The 18643-nt window shown below is 63.9% G+C and carries 15 protein-coding genes and 1 pseudogene; 7 read left to right on the forward strand and 9 right to left on the reverse strand.

Going from position 1 to position 18643, the window contains the following annotated elements; all coding sequences use genetic code 11:
- Positions 1–13: 13 nt before the first annotated feature.
- The 3 genes from GRS80_RS13285 to GRS80_RS13295 form a co-directional block, all read right to left on the reverse strand.
- Positions 14–418 carry a hypothetical protein gene (locus GRS80_RS13285; RefSeq protein WP_160047980.1) on the reverse strand — a complete coding sequence of 135 codons (405 nt, stop codon included), beginning with the start codon at positions 416–418 and terminating at the stop codon, positions 14–16.
- Positions 419–653: 235 nt separating this feature from the next.
- A complete protein-coding gene (locus GRS80_RS13290; protein ID WP_160047981.1) occupies positions 654–1628 on the reverse strand; it encodes an AIR synthase family protein in 975 nt (324 codons plus the stop codon).
- Between the two features lie 207 nt (positions 1629–1835).
- Positions 1836–2840 (reverse strand): TIGR04024 family LLM class F420-dependent oxidoreductase, encoded by a 1005-nt coding sequence (locus GRS80_RS13295; RefSeq protein WP_160047982.1) that lies wholly within the window; start codon positions 2838–2840, stop codon positions 1836–1838.
- A gap of 219 nt (positions 2841–3059) precedes the next feature.
- Between GRS80_RS13295 and GRS80_RS13300 the strand changes: the two genes are divergently transcribed.
- The 3 genes from GRS80_RS13300 to GRS80_RS13320 all read left to right on the forward strand — a co-directional run bounded on the left by GRS80_RS13300 (position 3060) and on the right by GRS80_RS13320 (position 5819).
- A complete protein-coding gene (locus GRS80_RS13300) occupies positions 3060–3689 on the forward strand; it encodes a TetR/AcrR family transcriptional regulator (protein WP_160047983.1) in 630 nt (209 codons plus the stop codon).
- A gap of 941 nt (positions 3690–4630) precedes the next feature.
- Complete coding sequence (locus GRS80_RS20775) at positions 4631–5026, forward strand: pyridoxamine 5'-phosphate oxidase family protein (RefSeq protein ID WP_343161576.1); 396 nt, start codon at positions 4631–4633, stop codon at positions 5024–5026.
- A 286-nt stretch (positions 5027–5312) separates the two neighbouring features.
- Positions 5313–5819 (forward strand): small multi-drug export protein, encoded by a 507-nt coding sequence (locus tag GRS80_RS13320; protein WP_160047987.1) that lies wholly within the window; start codon positions 5313–5315, stop codon positions 5817–5819.
- A 36-nt stretch (positions 5820–5855) separates the two neighbouring features.
- Here GRS80_RS13320 and GRS80_RS13325 read toward each other — a convergent pair whose 3' ends face one another.
- The gene (locus GRS80_RS13325; protein ID WP_160047988.1) at positions 5856–6623 is read right to left on the reverse strand and encodes a Nif3-like dinuclear metal center hexameric protein; all 768 of its coding nucleotides are present in this window, start codon (positions 6621–6623) and stop codon (positions 5856–5858) included.
- A gap of 122 nt (positions 6624–6745) precedes the next feature.
- Between GRS80_RS13325 and GRS80_RS13330 the strand changes: the two genes are divergently transcribed.
- Complete coding sequence (locus GRS80_RS13330) at positions 6746–7678, forward strand: acetamidase/formamidase family protein (RefSeq protein ID WP_160047989.1); 933 nt, start codon at positions 6746–6748, stop codon at positions 7676–7678.
- Between the two features lie 53 nt (positions 7679–7731).
- Here GRS80_RS13330 and GRS80_RS13335 read toward each other — a convergent pair whose 3' ends face one another.
- From GRS80_RS13335 to GRS80_RS13350, 4 genes are all read right to left on the reverse strand, one after another.
- Positions 7732–8076, reverse strand: a complete 345-nt coding sequence (locus GRS80_RS13335; protein WP_160047990.1) for a hypothetical protein — start codon at positions 8074–8076, stop codon at positions 7732–7734.
- 132 nt (positions 8077–8208) lie between these two features.
- Entirely contained in the window at positions 8209–12795 is a 4587-nt protein-coding gene (locus tag GRS80_RS13340) for a GLUG motif-containing protein (protein WP_160047991.1), read from the reverse strand.
- Between the two features lie 403 nt (positions 12796–13198).
- Positions 13199–14092, reverse strand: coding sequence for an agmatinase (gene speB / locus GRS80_RS13345; RefSeq protein ID WP_160047992.1), 894 nt, complete (start codon positions 14090–14092; stop codon positions 13199–13201).
- Complete coding sequence (locus tag GRS80_RS13350) at positions 14092–14466, reverse strand: translation initiation factor IF-5A (protein ID WP_149083147.1); 375 nt, start codon at positions 14464–14466, stop codon at positions 14092–14094. Before GRS80_RS13350 ends, speB begins: the two co-directional genes overlap by 1 nt.
- Before the next feature lie 109 nt (positions 14467–14575).
- Here GRS80_RS13350 and GRS80_RS13355 point away from each other — a divergent pair, with 109 nt between their 5' ends.
- On the forward strand, positions 14576–15142 hold the full coding sequence (locus GRS80_RS13355) for a hypothetical protein (RefSeq protein WP_160047993.1): 567 nt from the start codon (positions 14576–14578) through the stop codon (positions 15140–15142).
- 182 nt (positions 15143–15324) lie between these two features.
- On the opposite strand, the gene GRS80_RS13360 is transcribed toward GRS80_RS13355, so the two are convergent.
- A complete protein-coding gene (locus tag GRS80_RS13360; protein WP_160047994.1) occupies positions 15325–16737 on the reverse strand; it encodes an FAD-binding oxidoreductase in 1413 nt (470 codons plus the stop codon).
- A gap of 147 nt (positions 16738–16884) precedes the next feature.
- On the opposite strand from GRS80_RS13360, the gene GRS80_RS13365 reads away from it, so the two are divergent.
- Entirely contained in the window at positions 16885–17790 is a 906-nt protein-coding gene (locus GRS80_RS13365) for a transcriptional regulator (RefSeq protein WP_160047995.1), read from the forward strand.
- A 280-nt stretch (positions 17791–18070) separates the two neighbouring features.
- Positions 18071–18412: pseudogene (locus tag GRS80_RS13370) on the forward strand (GAF domain-containing protein); the annotation flags it as partial.
- Between the last annotated feature and the right edge of the window lie 231 nt (positions 18413–18643).

The following is an 18643-nucleotide window of genomic DNA, read 5'->3' on the forward strand; positions in this document are numbered from 1 at the left end:
AGGGTGGAGTTGTTTACGCGACAAGCTGGTCGGTATCTTCCTCGAGGACATCGATACACCACTGGACGTCGGCCATCGTCGCCGCGTTGCCGTCGCGTTCGATCGAGACGAGAACGCCGGATTTTCGACCCGGCGAATCGGGACACGAGACGACCCACGCATCCTCGAATACCTGAACGAGTGCGTTCAACGACCCCGACTCGAACGCACTCTCCTGGCGTCCGTGGCTCAACTGACAGACGATCGTCTGATCGACGATCGCCTGCGTGTCGGAGTGGGTGTACCGTTCGCGTACGTCATCACGCATCACGGAGTCCCAGTCCATCGGCTGATACCGGATCACGGCGCGAAGATCTGCTCCGATCCGCCCGTAGACTGCGTCCCAGACCGTTCGCGCTGTGGGTCGTACAGTAGGCATAAGTGCTCCTGAATGATAAAGGGAGACAGCAGCAGAAATAACCTATGGTCGCTGGGAATTCCCAGAGGTGGCCACGAACGGTTAGTCCCATCGCAGAACGTGTTCGTCGACGAGTCGGCTCTGCCCAACTCATACGGTTTGCTGTAACGATTTACCGGTGCGACTGCAGGACGGGTCGCGGTCGCACCGGAAATGACTTACAGCAGACCGTATCACGACATCCGAGGGGGATCGATCACTCGTCTGCGTCCGCCGACTCCCACAGCGGGTAGAGATCGTCCGTCACCGGGTCGACGATCGACTCACCGTCGAGGACGAGTTCGGCCTCGCCGCGGTGAACGGTTCCGATCGCCTTCGCCTCGAGTCCCGCCCGCTCGAGGTCGGTGAGACACTTCTCGACGCTGTCGGTCGGGGCCGTCGCGAGCAACGCGCCGGAGCCGAAGATCCGGAGCGGATCGACGCTCGCCGCATCGCACAGCGTCTCTGTCTCCACCCGGACCGGAATTGCATCGCGGTCGATCTCGAGTCGAACGCCCGACGCCCGTGCGAGTTCGAGCAAGCCAGCCGCGAGGCCGCCCTCGGTCGGGTCGTGCATCGCCGTCGCGTACTCTCGGACGATCCGCGCGTCGGGAACGACGCTGATCTCCTCGAAGAACGATTCAGCACGCTCGCGGATCGCATCGTCCACGTCGAGTTCGTCGCCGAAATCCGCCGCGAGGATGGCCGTCCCTTCGATTCCGGTTCCCTTGGTGACGAGAACCGCATCACCGGGTTCGGCCCCGCCCGTCGGGACGTACGTCCGGGTCGCACCCATCGCCGTCAGCGAGACGAGCGGGCGCTCGAGTTGGTCGACGTACTCCGAGTGACCGCCGACGATCGACGCGCCGACCTCCGCGGCGGCGGCATCGAGGTCGGTTGCGATCGCCTCGAACGACGTCTCCTCGTCGGGGAGCATGACGACGACAGTGAGCCAGCGTGGATCGGCACCGGAGGCGGCGATATCGTTGCAGGCGACGTAGACGCCGAGCGTGCCGACCTGCGAGGCGGCAAGCGAGATCGGATCGGAGCTGACGACGAGGTCGCCGCCGGGCCAGTCGATCGCGGCGGCATCCTCGCCGTCCGCTGGCCCCTGGATCACCGTCTCGTCGGCGCTCCCCGTCCGGTCGAAGACGTGCTCGAGCAACTCGTCCGGCGGAACCTTCCCAGGCATACGACGAACTGGGACGATCGGCGGTTTGTAGCTGTCGGCTGCCGGGCCGGACTGGCGTAACTGCGACTACTTGGATGGACGGTCGTAACTGCGAGAGCTGGACCGGACAACCGTTCGGTGGCCGTCATACGGATTGCTGTCCCTGTGTCCCGTCGCATCCGGGACCCGTTCTCCGGGTGCGGCGGTACTGACGGACAGCAGACCGTATCAGCCGCCGGTCGGCGCAAGCGCGTCCATCGTCGCTTCGATCTCCGCTTCGTCGGCACCCCGCGGGAAGCTGACGGCGACCGCATCGACTCCCTCGAGTCTCTCGAAGCGCTCGAGTCGCTCGCGTGCAGTCTCGGGATCGCCCGCGGCACAGAGGTCGGAGAGGAGGTCGTCGGAGACGGACGCGAGCGCGCGCTCGCGGTTGCCGTTCTGCCAGGCCTCGTGGATCACGGCGGCCTCGTCGTAGCCCTGGCGAACGAGCGAGTCGCGGTAGAACGTCCCCATCCCGCCGACGTAGAACGCGGCATGTCGGCGGGCGAGTTCCCGGGCTCGTTCGGCGTCGGTGAGCGCACAGCAGGTGACGCCGACGGTGACGCGAACGTCGTCCGGTTCGCGGTCGCCGAGTTCAGCGCCGCGTTCGACGTCCTCGAGTCGATCCGTGACACCCTGGGGCGTGAGCATGATCCCGTGCCAGCCGTCCGCGAAGCGTCCGGCGAGTTCGACCGCCTTCGGGCCCATTCCCGTGACCTCCACCGGCGGCGTCGGCTCGGGCGGATCGAACCGAAGTCGAAAGCCCGACAGCGAGAACTGTTCGCCGTCGTACTCGACTCGCTCGCCGGAGAGCACCTGGCGGACGATTTCGACCGTCTCGCGGGTTCGTCTGAGCGGGTTGTCGTACTCGAGGCCGTGCCAGTTCTCGATCACGGCGGGACCGCTGGGCCCGATACCGAGGCGAAATCGTCCGTCGGAGACCTCCTGGAGAGTCGCCGCAGTCTGGCCGAGTAAGGCCGGTGACCGCGAGTAAGCGTTGAGAATGCTCGAGCCGATCTCGACGTCGTCGGTTCGTTCGGCGATCGCAGTCAGGCCGGTCACGCCGTCTCGGCCCCACGTCTCGGGAAGCCAGACACAGTCGTAACCGCCGTCTTCGGCCCGCCGGGCGTAGTCGACGAGCGAGTCGATCGAGGGCTGGGCGGCGACGGGAAGGTGGATTGCGGTGTCGGTCATCCTCTCATCGAAGAAGTGGGATCATGGACGGTAATCGTTTCGACGGAGACGACCGGAGGACAGTCCGAATCGGGCGGATTAATAGTTGAGTGGCTCTCCGTTACCCGGAAATCGGTCGGACGAGCCGTGGTCACTTCCTCCCTGTACCGGCCGTGAGCGTGTGACGACAGCAAGCGGTATCCCAATCCTTTTGCTGGTATTGTGCGACGAGTGAACTGAATGGGAACGGACAGCGACGAGGGAGTCGACACGCAGGAGGCGATCATGCAGGCGACCTACCGGGCCCTCTGTAAACACGGGTACGCGAACCTGACGGTACAGGCGATCGCTGACGAGTTCGACAAGACGAAAGGCGTTATTCACTACCACTACGACACCAAGGAGGCCCTTCTCGTCGCCTTTCTCGAGTACTTGCTCGAGGCGTTCGAGCAGAATATCGCCGTCGACGACCAGGCAGACCCCGACGAACGGCTCCTGACGTTGATCGAGACGCTTCTGTTCGGCCCGCCCGAACGCGGCGAGTTCGACCACTGGGAGTTGATGACCGCACTGCTCGAGGTCCGCACTGAAGCGCCGTACAACCAGGAGTTTCGCCGACAGCTCACCCGAAACTACGAGACGGTCGAGGCGACCGTCGTTGCGATCGTCGAAGAGGGGATCGAGGACGGAACCTTCCGCGAGATCGACCCGGAACTCGTGGCGACACTGTTGCTCACCTGTCTCAACGGCGCGCGCATCTACCAGGTGACACTCCAGCGCGACGACGTCGCGACGGACACACAGGAGAGTCTCGAGGCAGTCGTCGCGGACTGGCTCCGTCGTTCCGAATCGGCCGACGAGCCGAGGTAAACCGTATAAATCCTTGCTGACTTTTATCCTTCAGACTTCCACCCGAAAGTATCAACCGGAGTCGGTACCGATGACCGCGGTGTTGAACTCGTCGATGAGGTTCTCGAGGCGAGTCCTATTCCGGTGAGAAAACATCGCCTGCGCTCGAGTGGCGGGCCGGGTTCGGTTGCTGGACGGGTCGGTGGCGGTGATCGATGCTGGTCCGGTAGAAGCGGTGGTCGACGATCCGTCCGGTTTGCGATGAGTGATCGCCGGTCGATCGCTCGCCGATCCGCGATCAGCCGGTAACGACTCATCGCAGTTCGTATCAGTGCTGGTATCGGTTCGGGCTCGAGTGGGGTGTCGTGTGCTCATGTCGGTCGTCGTGATTTGGGTCGGAGTCGCGTGTGGGTGTATCGTCAGGGGACGATTCGTGTGACGTTCGGAGCTGTGGAGCTGCTTCGGGTGCAAGTACGTGTACGACCGACTGGTGTGCCATCTGTAGCTCTCCCTTCTGCCCTATCCTTCATAAAAGTTCATGTTCTATACTTCGAGATGGTTATACGATATCACACGGCACAGTCGGGCCTGGGTCGTGCCCGCACGAAACGAGGGCGACTCCCTCCGCGGCGCGTTCGGGAGTCTCGTCACGCTGGATACGGCCTGCGAGTACGAGGTGCTCGTCGTCGACGGCGACTGATACGGATTGCTGTAACTATTTACCGGGGCAACCGCAAGGCGAGGCGCGGTTGCCCCGGTAAGGACTTACAGCAGTCAGTATGAAGCGATCCCAGGAGCGCACCGGAACGCTATCTGCAACTGGATCGCAAACGGCTGGGGGTGAGTCGGACAGCGTCGCCGACGGACAACTCCTGTCGAACAGTGTGTACAACCGGTTGACTCGTGATCTCGCACCGGCAGGGCTGGCGCTTTTACTCCTCGGAGTTGATCGTCCAGCCGTCGTGACTGTGCCAGCCGAAGCCGAACGTCTGCTCGAGAGCGATCCCCTGATGGCGCACCTCGGAACCTGTCTCGAGGGCCGACCCCACGTTGCGCCGGTCTGGTACCGGTACGAGAACGAGGTCGTCGAAATAGTCACCACGGGGCAGAAGCTCGCCAACATCCGGGAGAATCCACGCGTCGCCCTCTCCGTGCAGGCCGACGACGAGGGCGACACCCGCTGGATGGTGTCGCTGCTCGGGACGGCGACGATCGTCGAGGACGACGCGGAGACGGCGACGGCTCGCCGCCGGATCAACGAGAAGTATGGCGCGACGACGGACGCCTACGCGGAGAACACGCTCGTCCGGATCGACGTCGGGTCGGCGACCTATCAGAAGTACGATGGTAACAACTGAAACGATGTACACACTGATTGCACAGCAGTCGTGCGATCAGGTGTGCATTGACGTTCAGTGGCTACTATAACGAGACTCGAGCCGCGGTGGCGCTTGTACGGTCTGCGACGACCGATTGTCGGTCGATCGCTCGTCACTCTGCGATCGACCGGTACGGACCCGTCGTAATTCGTATCAAAACGCTGATCGACTCGAGCGATTCGTCGGGAGGGCGGCCGCCGTTTGACGGGACCGGTGAGCCGTCGATCGATCCCGGTAAGACGCTCGCCGTCGTTTGGTTCGAACGATGGAGACGTCGTTACCGCCGTTGCTTGTCGAGATCGGAGCGACCCTCGAGGAGGCGGGTGGACTCCTCCAGTACGCCCTCGTGTTCGTCTTCGCGGCGATTCCGCTGATCGAGATCCTCGTGGTCGTTCCGATCGCGATCGGCCTCGGTCTGAATCCGATCGCGACCGGGACCGTTGCGTTCGCCGGAAACGCCCTCTCGGTCTGCGCGCTCGTGGTCTTTCACCGCCGGCTCACCGAGTGGTGGCGTGCGAGACGCGGCACCGACGGGTCCGAGGACGGCGGTCGCTACGCTCGAGCCCGTCGGCTCTGGGATCGGTACGGGTTGCCGGGACTCTCGCTCGGTGGGCCGGTTCTGACCGGCGTTCACGTCGCCGCGCTCGTCGCGCTGTTCGCCGGCAGCCGGAGCCGAGCGGTCGTAGGATGGATGACCGTCAGCATTGGCGCGTGGACCGCACTTCTGGTCGCCGGCTCGGTGTTCGGCTTCTCGGTGCTGGGGCTGCTCTGACCGATTCGGGTCGACAGAACAGTATGCTAGCAGTTTTCAGAGGCCGGTCGGCACCTCGAGAGACGTCGTCTCGAGCCCCCACCCCTCGACCAGCTCCTCGAGCGATCGGACGCCGAACGTCTCGGTCGCGTAGTGGCCCGCGAGGAAGACGTGAATTCCCGCTTCCTGGGCGGCGTGGTAGGCTTTCTGCTTCCCTTCGCCGGTCACCAGCGCGTCCGCGCCGGCGTCGGCCGCCTCCTCGAGCCAGTCCGTCCCGCTGCCGGTGACGATGGCGACGTCCTCGATCTCGTCGGGACCGAACGCGAGGTGTTGGACCGCCTGCCCGTCGGTTACGAGCGTGGACTCGAGGCGCTCACACAGTTCCTCGGGCGCGTAGGGCTCGCGTGCAGTACCGCGCTGGCCGATGTACTGTGGGCCGAGTTCGCCGAACGGCGCACGATCGGTGAGCTCGAGAACGTCCGCGACGCCGGCGGCGTTGCCGAGTTCCTGGTGGCCGTCGAGCGGGAGGTGTGAGACGTACAGCGCGAGGTCGTTCTCGATCAGCGTCGCGATGCGGTCGTACGTCCGGCCGGTGACGCGGTCGAAGCCGCCCCACGAGATGCCGTGGTGGGCCACGAGAACGTCCGCGTCGGCGTCGGCAGCCAGCTCGAACGTCTCCTGGACACCGTCGACGGCGAAGACGACGTGCTCGACTGTCCCCTCCTCGGCCCCGATCTGCAGGCCGTTCGCGCTGGCGTCTGCGTCGGCGTACTCGTCGTGGCGCAGTTTCTCGTCGAGTCGGTCGACGAACTCTGAGAGTTCCATACGCCGACGTCGTCCGCCGTCGGCCTGTACTCTTCGATCCGGTCGGCCTCGTACCGTGAGGGAATCTGCCTCGAGTCGCCGCCGGGGACCGATTTACCGTGTTGGCCCACGAACTACCGGGTATGGCACGCCGAACGATCAGCCACGAGGGCGGTGCGATCTACGAGTTCACGCCGGATCTCGAGGCGATCGAGACCGTCGAGTCCGGCACCGAGCTGACGATCGAAACGCGGGACAGCTTGGATGGCGCGGTCCAGTTCGACGACGACGTGATCGAGAACGTCCCCGACGAGGTCAACGCGGCGACGGGTCCGATCGCCGTCGACGACGCCGAGCCCGGTGACGTTCTTGCCGTCCAGATCGAGGCGATTCGGCTCGCCGAGGATCGGGGTCGGGTGGTCACCATCGACGAGTTCGGTTTGCTCGACGGGTTCGACGAGATCGAGGCGCCGCGGACGCGGACGACGCCCGTCGTAGATGGCGACGAACCGCTCGAGGATGCCGAGAGTGCGATCCGATTCGGCGACCTCGAGGTCCCGGTCGACCCCGTGATCGGCACGATCGGCGTCGCACCCGCGGGCGACTCGTACACGACACTCGTCCCCCACGATCACGGCGGCAATCTGGACACGACGGACGTCACCGCCGGGAACACGGTCTACTTCCCGGTGTTCCAAGACGGGGCGATGCTCGCGATGGGCGATTGCAAGGCCGCCATGGCCGACGGCGAGATGTGCGGGACGGGCGCAGAGATCGCGACCGAGATCGACGTCACCCTCGAGGTGATCGACGATCCGGCGACGGCCATCGAGCGGCCGCTGATCGAGACGGCAGACGCCTGGAAGACCGTCGCGAGCGCCCAGACGCTCGAGGAGGCCTGCCAGCTCGCGAACTTCGATCTGATCGAGTTGCTCTCGGCGGCACACGGGTTCGATCCGACGGAGGCGTACATGTTCTCGAGTCTGGTCGGCGGCCTCGAGATCAGCCAGGTCGTCGATCCGCTCGTCACGGCTCGAAACGCGATCCCGAAGACGTACCTCTCAACGCCGTTTTGACCCACCGGACAGAAAGCCGGCTCCTGACGATCCGGCCACCGGATGAGTGGGGCTCACTCCGTTCCGAGCATCACCTCGAGATCGTCGAGGAGACCGGACTCACCGTCGAACGTCCTCGTAACGACGATCTCGTCGTCGTGGGTGGTGTACTCGAGCACGCGACAGTGCGCGAGTCGTGGCAGGTGATCGTGGACGAGCGCGATCTCGATCTCCCGGCGAACGGAGAGATGGTCCGGACCCCCATCCGCCCGCTCGCGTTCTGCCAGTTCGCCCGCGAGTGTAGAGACGGTCAGACGCCGCGTTTCGCACAGTCGAGAAAGCAGGTACCGACGCCGTCGGTCCGAGAAAAGCGAGTAGATCGTTTCTCGAGACAGGTTGCTAGCCTCTGATCCGGGCATCGAGTTCGATGTGGTGCCAACACTTTGGCCTAACCAGTATGGTCCGATCGATCCGCTGACACTCGATCGAGGAGCGCTATCCTCGAGGCGTTCGAGGGGGAGGGTCGCCTCGTGGTTCGTTGGCGGCCGTCGCTACGTTCGTCCGCGTCGGCCGTCTCGAGCGAAGCAAGCGACGACGACGACGAGCGCGAGCAAACCGACGACGAGTCCGAAGCCGGGGATTTCGTCGTCGGCCGCCGGTTCGCCGTCGGTCGAATCGTCCGCCGCGTCCCGCCGGTCGTCTCTGGCGTCGTCGTCGCGGTCGTCGGTCTCGGCGTCCGAATCGCCGGCGGCGATCGCGAACGACGAGAGGTCGGACGTCGTCGATTCGATCCACAGGATATCGTCGTCTACGGACTCCGTCTCGAGTGCGGTCCACTCTCCGTCGACGTACTGGTAGATCGTCACGTCGCCCGCACCGCCGTCGACGCCGAACGTGACCGTCGCCTCCGCGAGTTCTCCCTCGAGGTCGTGATCGACCCCGGCGTAGCCGAGCGTCTCCAAACCGTCGACGTCGAGCGCCGACGCCGAGTCGGTTACGTCTTCGATCGCCTCGCCGGTCCGAACCGTCGCCGAGAAGTCGCCGTCTCTCTCGGGGGTGATCGAGAGGCGCTCGACACTCGTGACGCCAGCACTCGAGAGCGGGTGCCCGTCCGCTCTTTCGATCGCGACCGGTTCGCCGGCGACGGCGTTTTCGACCCTCGCCGTCGTTTCGTTTTGATCGCTCGAGACGTCGACGGTCGGCTCGGTCGTCGCGGGTCCGCCGCCACCGCCAGCGCCACCGCCACCGCCACCACCACTGCCTCCCGACGAACTCGAACTGGAGACGGTAACCGTCGCGGTCGCGGTCTGGTCGATGAGCTCGGCGGTGAGCGTGGTCTCACCGACTCCTTTCGCGACGATCGTTCCGTTATCTACGGTCGCAACCCGTTCGTTCGCACTCGAGTAGTTGCTGGTCGCCGATGCCGACGCCGATTCACCGTCGACGAGTCGCCCGGTGACGTTCGCGTCGGTCGTGTCGCCGCGTCTCAGATCGTCTACCGAGTCGAACTCGATCGTCTCGACGGCGTGTTGGTGTTCGGGGTAGCCGTCGGTCCCGACCCACGTCTCCTCGAAGTCGAACATCAGCTTCTGCGTGGCGTTGACGCCGGTCATGTTCGCCGTCGAGAGGCCTCCGATCTCGTTCCTGTCGGCGTCGATGACGTCGGCGTCCCAGTACGCGTCCGTTATCGCGCCGTTGATGAACTGGCCGGCCAGTCCGCTGACGTTCTCGTCGCCGCTGACCGGACCGGTCGCGTACGATCGTTCGACGCTCGAGTGATCTTTCACGCCGACCAGCCCGCCGACGTTCTCGTCGCCGCTTACGTTCCCCGTTGCGAACGATTCGGTGATCTCTGCGGGGTCGGAGAACGAATCAGCCTCGACGTCGGTTTCGATGGCCCGTTGGTCCATCTCGTCGCTCTCTCCGAGGACGTCGTCGTCCCCGTTTGAGAGCCCCGCGTTCACGCCGACGAGTCCGCCCACGTCGTCTTCGCCGGAGACGTCACCGCGCGCACTCGACGTCGCTACCGTCTGTGTGTTGAGGCCGACGAGCCCGCCAGCGATGGCGATGCCGTCGACGTCACCGGTCGCACTCGACGTCGAAATCTCGTCGTCGTTCCCACCGACGAGACCGCCGGTGAGAACCCATCCGGTGGAATCCCCGTTCGCGAACGAGTCCGATACCGGCCCCTCGTTGTTCCCGACGAGTCCACCCACGTACACGAAGCCAGTCACTCCCACGTCGGCGCTCGAGCGCTCGATCGTTCCCCGGTTCTCCCCGGTGAGGCCGCCGATACCGGAGACTCCTCCGGCTAAACCGCTCGCGTTCGACCCCGAGACGGTCGCGTTCTCGTTGGTCCCGACGAGACCGCCGACCCACTCGGTTCCGCTCACGTTGGCGCTCGAACGTGCGTCTTCTATCTCGGCGTCGGCCGTCCCGGGAACGGGTGCGTCCCCGGTGTTGTAGCCGACGAGACCGCCGACACGGCTGACGCCGCTTACGTTCCCGCTCGCACGGGCGTCGACGACCGAACTGCTCGAGGCGCCGAGCAATCCGCCGACGCGGTTTCCGTCGGTTTCGACGTCGACCGTGGCGCTTGCGGTCGCCACGGGACCGACGTTCGCACCGACGAGTCCACCGGCGTAATCGCCGTTCGCGGAGACGGTTCCGTCGACGCTCGCGTTCGATACCGAGCCGAAGTTGAAGCCGACGAGGCCGCCGACGCGCTCGTCGCCGTGGACGCTCGCGTTCTCGAGGTAAACGTCCTCGATCACCGCGTCGAAATCCGTCTGCCCGAACAGGCCGACTCGCTCGCTCGCGTTTCGATCGATGGTCAGCCCGCTGATCGTCGAGTCGTTTCCGTCGAACGTCCCCTCGAACGGTTCGTCCTCGCTTCCGATCGGTTCGAACCCGGCACCGTCGGTCCAGAGTTCGGTCTCCGTGGCGTCGATATCGTTTCCGAGGACGTAGTGTGCCTCCGGCTCGTCGGCAACGTTCTGTAACTCGTAGACGTCGGTGACGACGTACGGATCGTCCGCGGTGCCCTCGCCCGCGAGCGTGTCGGTCGACTCCCACTCGAGCGCCGGGTACGAGGCCGTGATCTGCCACGCCATCGTGAACTCGAGTGCGCCCATATGCTCGCTCGCCGCGGCTCCGGTCATTTCAGCGGTCTCGAGGCCAGTCACGCCGCTTTCGTCCCCGTCACCGATCCCGTTCGTCGCGTCCGTCCCGGTCCCGTCCCACCCGGATTCGTCGTCGGTCGTCCAGTACGACGCGCCGGCGGCGGTATCCCAGTACGATCCCGAGACGGTGCCGTCCGCGTTGTCGCCCACGAGGCCCCCGACGACGCCGTCACCGTCGATCGGGCCGACCGCGAACGAGCGTTCGATGGATCCCGCGTTGTCGCCGACGAGACCCCCGACGACGCCGTCGGCAACGATCAGGCTGTCGCTGTACGACGCTTCGACTTCCCCTCCATCGTTGACGCCGACGAGGCCGCCGACGCTGGTCACGTCGGTCGTATCGGTCGCATCAGTCGTATCGATCTCGATCCGGGCCGTCGCCGTCGATCCGCTGACCGTGCCGGCGTTTTCGCCGACCGCGGCGCCGATGCTTCCAGCCGAATCGGCGTCGACGAGGATGCGCCCTTCCGTCGCACTGGTGGCGACGATCACGTCGTCACCGGCGACGCCGGCGACACCACCGATGTAGTCGGCCGTCTCCGAGGCGGCGACGTCGATCGTGCCGGTGAGTTCGCTGTCGACGACGATGGACTCGTCTCGAGCATCACCGACGCCACCGCCGACGGCCTCGACCGCCGCGTCCGACCTGATCTGCGTCGCGACGGTGCTAGTCGACTCGACGACGCGGGTGTCGGACTCCGCGCTGCCGGAGAACGTTCCGACGTTGCGAACGTCGCCACCGGCGTCGATCTCGATGTTCCCAGTGGAGACGGCGTCGGCGTAGACTCCTTCAGAGACGGGGCCACCGGTCACGATCCCGACGTCGGTAACGTCGCCTCCCGCGTCGACCAGTACGTTTCCGGTCGCTTCCGACTCCACGAACGCCCACTCGGTTCCCGGCTCTCCGGCGGCGACGGCGATGCGGTTTGCATCCTCGGCCACCTCGAGGTTCACGACGCCGACGACGTCGGATCCGACGACGGCCCAGCTGTCCCCGGTGTTCCCTCCGAGTCCGCCGATCCGATCGGCTCGAGCGATCGAATCCGACTCCGTCACGCCGACGATCTCGGATTCACTGACCACCCAGCGGTCTCCGGCCGCGCCGGCGAGCGCACCGACCTGTGTGAGGTCGTTCGCCGTCGGTCCGATCACACCCACGACGTCGCTATCGGTCACCTCCCAGTCGTCGCCCGCGGCCCCCGCGAGCGCGCCGATTGAGTCGACGTCGCCGGCCGCGTTCGCCTCGAGTTCGACGTACGCAAGCGTCGTATCGACCGTCCAGCCGTCGCCGGCGACCCCGGCGACTCCGCCGATCTCGGTGAGATCGTCGCCCGTCACCGAGAGCCCGGTTTCCGTTTCGACGCCGTGCAACTCGAGGACCCCGCCGTCGGCAGTGCCGACGAGCCCGCCGACCTGCGCGACGTCGCCCGTCGTCTCGACGGTCACGATCCCAGTCACCCGGAGTTCGTCGAGCGTCGTGTCGCTCGCGGTTCCGGCCAGGATACCGACGTGATCGACCCGATCGTCGCCGCCGTCGACGACCAGATCGGCGTCGTAGATCTCGAGATCGCGGACGGTTGCATCCTCGAGACCGGCGAACAGGCCAACGTGGTCGGCGCTCCCATCGATCGTGGGGCCGACGATCCGGTGTCCGTCGCCGTCGAGCGTTCCCTCGAACGGGCGCTCGGCGTCACCGATCGGCTCGAACGCCCCGGCGTCGCTCGCATCGACGTCGTCTCCGAGGACGTAGTCGGCCTCGAGATCGCCGGCGATCGCCTGCAGCTCGGAGGCGTTCGTGATGACGTACGGCTCCCCATCGCCGTCGCCGTCCATTCCCTCGAGAATCGTTTCGTAATCCGCGTCGCCGGTCTCGGCCGCCGCCGGTGTGACGACGAGACAGACGCCGACGAGAACGGCGAGCGCGAGTACGAGTGCGAGTTGCGATCTCCTCGTCATCGGCTCACCTGAACCATCGCATTGTGCTGACCGAGACGACCGTCTTCGAATGCGGCCGCGGGTTGTTCTCCCGAACCGAACGACGAATGTCGGCAACGAGAACGTATATCGAAAGTTGACAGTATTGTTGACATGATGCTACTCGAGAGGGAGATCGCTTATTTCTTTCCTAGAGTGTCTGTCTCTGCTAAGACGGCCCCTAATCGGCGAGGTGATCGGTGTACCGATATCCCGTGTGAAAATAATATCTCGTTCGTGCGGTTTTCGATCGGCGGACACCACCGTCGCTCGAGATGAGGTCGTGGATGCTCCTCGCAAAACTCCGTCGATGGACGTCAGCGTCCGAGATCAACGGCGTCGATTCTACGTCGACGACTCGTCTTCGACGCCAGTCCTCGAGGCGCTACGTCGATTCGTGGGCTGCCGTGTAGACGAACTCACGAAGGAGTTTGCCCGCGAGCGACGCCGCCTGGCCGTCGTCCCGGTCGTTGACCTCGACGACGTCGAACCCGTCCGCAAACGGGGCGACCTCGCGAACGACGTCGCGCATCTCGCGGGGCTCGAGGCCGAACGGCTCCATCGTTCCCGTTCCGGGCGCGGAGGCGGGATCGGCTCCGTCTATGTCGACGCTCAGGTAGGCCTCTCGCCCATCGAGTCGGTCGCCGACCGAGAAGTCGGCGACGTCCTCCGGCGCGAGGACGGTGACGTCGTCCTCGCTCGCGCGGTCCCACTCCTCCTCGCTTCCCGTTCGGGCACCGAGGACGATCACTTCCTCGAGTGAGTCGACGTCCTCGAGAATCCGCCGCGTAACACAGGCGTGTGAGAGCCGGTTTCCGTCGTAGGCCTCGCGTAAATCGAGGTGGGCGTCGAGACAGACGAACACCTCGGGGTCGACCGCGCGTGCGCCGGCGAGCGAAATCGTGTGTTCGCCCCCGAGCGTCACCGGAACCGCGTCGTCCCAGACGACGTCCCGGAGCGTCCCCTCGAGGTACTCGAGGTACGCTTCCGCGTCGTCCCAGGCGTAGACGTCGCCGTAGTCGACGACGCCGAGTTCCGAAAAGTACTGGTCGGTTCGACGGTCGTAGTCGTCGAACGTCTCCGCAAACGTCCTGATGCGCCGGGGGCCGAACCGCGTCCCCGGCTGAAAGGTCGTCGATACGTCCAGGGGCGCACCGACGACCACGAAGTCCGCGCCTCCACGGTCGGAGATCTCCCCGTCCGTGGCGTCGTCACCGGCTCGGCCGGCATCGGTCGACGCGTCGAGCACCTCGCGTTCATCAGTCGCCCCAGGAAACATCAGACGATCTTTCGCTGGTCTTCCATCTCGAGGAACTCGATCTCGTCGTCGGGCGAAACGTCTTCCCCGTCGGGGATGCGCATGGTGATCGTCTCGTAGGTTTCGAGGTCCATGATCTGCATGTCGTTGCCGTCGACGGAGACGACCTGCCCCTGTTTGCGCTCGATGATCGGCACCCAGACCTTCGCGTCGACGGGCTGGGAGAACGATCGCTTCTTGCCGTCGAAGACGCCACTGGCCTCGACGCGCGCTTTCGCGCTGCCGTGTTTGCCGGGCTTCGCCGTGGAGTAGGCGTCGATCTTACAGGCCGCGTCGTCGATCATCACGTAGCTTCCTTCCTGGAGGTCGCGAACTTCTTGCTGCTGTTTCGCCATGTCCCGGCGTAATCAACCGACGGCCATAAACCGTTTGGAATGGCGTCTGGGAGTCGGCCACCTCCCCGATGGGGAAACTGTCACCTGCGTGGGCACCGAATCGCCACCGATGACGGAGACGTCGGCCGCCGTAGCCGTGGCGGTTCTCGTCGGAATCGGCCTCGTCTTGATCGCTGGACGCCGGTTGCGAACGCGAGACCGACGCGCGCTCGTCCGCGACCTCGAGGACCGACTCGAAGCCGGGATGGCCCCCGGCACCGGATCGCACCTCGAGTCCGCCCCGACCGTGAGACGCCTCGCCGTCCTCGAGGCCACAGCGAACGGGGACAACGACCCCACTGCCGCCGTCGTTCCCGTCGTTCGGGTCGACTTCGAGACCACCGACGCGCCGGGGATGGACCTCGTCTTCGAGTACGTCGCGGACGTCCTCGAGGCGGTCCACCCCGTCCTCACAAACCGGGACGACTGCGTCGCCCACTACGACGTCGAGTTCACGTTCGGCCCCGGCGGGCTTGTCGTCGAGGGTGAGTGCCGGCGCGTCTCCGTGCCACCCGAGTTCGCCGACCGCTTGCTCGAGGACGAGGAGTACCGCGCGTTCGACCTTCGACGGGACGTCGAACGCGGCGACCGATCCGAGGGACCGCCGGTGTTGTGGGGCGAGTGTACGACGTACTGAGACGCTCTGTGAGGGAGTCATAGAGCAGTTCGCATCCCCTCCCTTCGACGAACGGAATGTACATCTCGAGGCGTTACCGAAGTAGGTATCCACCTCTCGGATAGGCGTCAGAAACGATCTGTTAAATATAGAGCATGGATGCAGCAAATCGACTTCGGAACGACCTGCGTTCAATCATCCGTTCAGGCTCCAGCATCCTTCGACGGGATGATGTTCTGGTTGCGGCTGAACACGTTCATCGGGTCGTATTTGTCCTTGAGCGCAACCAACCGCTCGTAGGCAGCGCCGAAGGTCGTCTCCATGGTTTCATCGTTGTCCTCCAGAAAGCCCGGGAAGTTCAGGTAGACCGAACCATCGGAGAACTGTCGCATGTCGTCCAGACAGTCCCGGACCCACACAATGTTCGCTTCGTCGTCCGAGGGATCCTCCCAGTTCGCCTCGACGCCGAGCAGTACTGGTGCGTGCCGGCCGGCGAAGGCACTCTCCTCGAAGCCGAGGTCGGTGATTGCACCACCCAGTTGCCAGACGTCGACCGTCGATAACGGGGAGGGGGCGCAGTCGGCCCAGTAGGTGATTCGGTCGATTGCCGATTCGGAGAGGCCATCCAGATACAGCGACTTCCAGTAATACCGCATCCCATCCGGGTAGTCATCGTCGAGTATCTGCTGGAACTCCGTGTAGGCCATCGTCCCGCTGAAGTCGGCGATAGGCTCCCCGAGGTCCCGAAGAGGTGCCAATACTTCCTCGCCTTCTTCCGGTGGTCCCGCATAACACCCCAGAAAGCCGATCTTGAGATCATCCAGTACGTCTGCAGAAAATAGGTCTTCGTCGCGCATCACGCCGGCAGACGAGAGCGTGCTAACTTCCTCCGGTGCCGACGAGATGTACTCCCGATAGGTTCGCATGCACTCGGCCAACCGCTCTCCTGGATAGATTACAAAACACGTCGCCACCTCTGGTCCGACAGGGTGAAGATCGAACTTGAATCCGGTGACGATACCGAAGTTTCCGCCGCCTCCGCGAAGCCCCCAGAACAACTCCGGATTCTCGTCCGCACCCGCAGTCAGGAACTCGCCAGCTGCGGTGACAACATCGGCTGAAACGAGGTTGTCACAGGTCAAGCCGTATTTACAGCGGAGATGGCCGATGCCGCCGCCGAGGGTGAGACCAGCGACGCCCGTGTCCGAGACGACGCCGCCAGGTGTCGCCAGGCCGAACGCCTGGGTCTCGTGATCGACGTCGGCCCACGTGGCACCGCCCTGGACCCATGCTCGCTGTGTGTCGGGATCGACCCACACACCCCGCATCTTCGACAGGTCGATCACGAGCCCATCGTCACACACGGCCGTCCCAGCGACATTATGGCCCCCGCCCCGGACAGCCACAGGAAGGTCGGTTACGTTGGCGAATTCGACGGTCTGGATAACGTCCGCCGTGCCCCGACACTGCGCAATCAGCGCTGGATATTTGTCGATCATTCCGTTCCAGACTGCCCGCGCGTCGTCGTAGTCAGCGTCGCCAGGCTGCACGAGGTCGCCGTGCAGCGTTGCCTCGAACTGTTCGATCTGTTCGTCTTCGATAGTTGCTCGTGCCATATACGCTCAGTCGGCTGCAGTGTTGTTAGCCTCATTCACGGAAATCCATTCGACGGGAGACACAGTGTCTCAGGACGTGAGATGTCTCTCACATTGCGAACGATAGAATTACGACCTGTGACATACTATAACAAGGTAGTGAGTACCATGGGGCTCCACGACGGAAACCATTCGGCCGACGACCACCCACCGCCTGGGTCACCGGTTCTGGAAGCTATCCTGGAGAACGCTCGAAGCAAACAGTATCTCGGCCAACGGCTCGACGCCGCCGGCGAGCGCGTTGGCACGGACCTGCTCGGGGATATCGTGCGCCATGGTCCCGTTCTGGAAGCGCTTCGTGACGAGCCACTCGACCGGCGAGAAATCGAAGAGCGCCTGGACGTCTCGCGGGCAACCAGTCACCGATTCACCCAGTGGCTCGACGAACAGGGCTTCGTCGAAAAGCGAGACGGCCGGTTCCAGCTGACCGGACCCGGTGAGGCCGTCGCCGACGAAGTCCTCCGGTTTGAGGCGAACGTGCGCACCGTCCATCGACTCTCACCGCTGTTGGACGCCGTCTGTGAGGATCACCAGGAGTTCGTCCTCGAACCGTTCGTGGACGCGAATGTCACGCTCGCCGAACCAGACAATCCCTACCGGCCGGTGGAACGGTTTCTCTCGTTGCTCGTGGATTCCGAATCGTTCCGCGGGTTCAACACGACGCACATGGCACCGCTCGTTCTGGGCGAATTTCATCAACAGATATTCGAGGGGTCCGACAGCGAAATCATATACCTGCCTCCCATCGTCGAGAAGCTATTCGAGACTTATCCCGAGCGCGCCAAAGAAGCAACCGAGAGCGGACACCTGGCGTTGCGAACGCGTGACGAGCTGCCGTATGGGCTGGCTATCTTCGATAATCGTGTCGGGATCGGGGGGTACGACGAGGGAACCGGACTTATGCAGGTGTTCGTCGACACGGATTCACAGATTGCGTGCGAATGGGCGGAACAGGTTTACGCCTCAGTCAGAGCGAGCTCCAAACCACTTGAGGAGAGCGGTAAAATCGGCTGAAGGTTTCCGGGAATTGTGGGTTTTGAAGGGTGTTTGGTCTACAGTCATCAGCCTTGGTGGGTCATGTAGTTAAATCGGGCTAAAAGTCCTGCAACATTCGCGCTTTGAGTCCAGCACAGAGTATTAAAAACGTTCGGACTCTATCAGGAATGGCGTAACCGAGTCAGAAAAAACTGTCGATCAATAATCACTTCCCCAGAACGGGGTGGATCTCCTATACCATTCACGCCCGGTATGCTGAGAGAAGTCCTTATACGCCTCGCCGGACTCATTTGGTTAAATGACTCCGGACCCGAGTGAGGACTCGTCAGTCCATACTCGTATCCGTCAACAGGAGGTTGTTGCTGAACTCGGCCAACAGGCACTCGAGAGTGATGATCTCGACCAGCTGATGGAGACTACTGTCACTGCTGCCGCTGAAACCCTTGATGTCGAGTACGCGAAAATTCTCGAGTTACTCCCCAAAGGTGACGATGTCTTTCTCCGGCAGGGCGTCGGATGGCGGGATGGCATCGTTGGAAATGCGATGGTTCCGACTGATCTCGATTCACAGGCTGGATACACCCTTCTCTCCGAAGAGCCCATTATTGTCGACGATCTCGACACTGAGTGTAGCTTCAACTCTGGACTTGCTGGTCCTCGTCGATTTCAACCGGATAGAGTTGGCGTAGCTTGATTCGTGCGTTGTCAGTTGTGAACTGCCAATCGATGAGTCGGTCAGCCGCGTTCCGATGCTCTTGCCACGCAGCGACCTCCGATAGTGATTAACGCAACTTCTGGATGAATCCGTCGAGGTGATTTTCGATCCAGGAGCCTGCGAAACTCAGCTGATCGGTCAACTTCGTGAAAATCT

This window comes from Natrialba sp. INN-245 (assembly GCF_009807105.1).
In the GTDB taxonomy this organism is placed as follows: domain Archaea; phylum Halobacteriota; class Halobacteria; order Halobacteriales; family Natrialbaceae; genus Natrarchaeobius; species Natrarchaeobius swarupiae.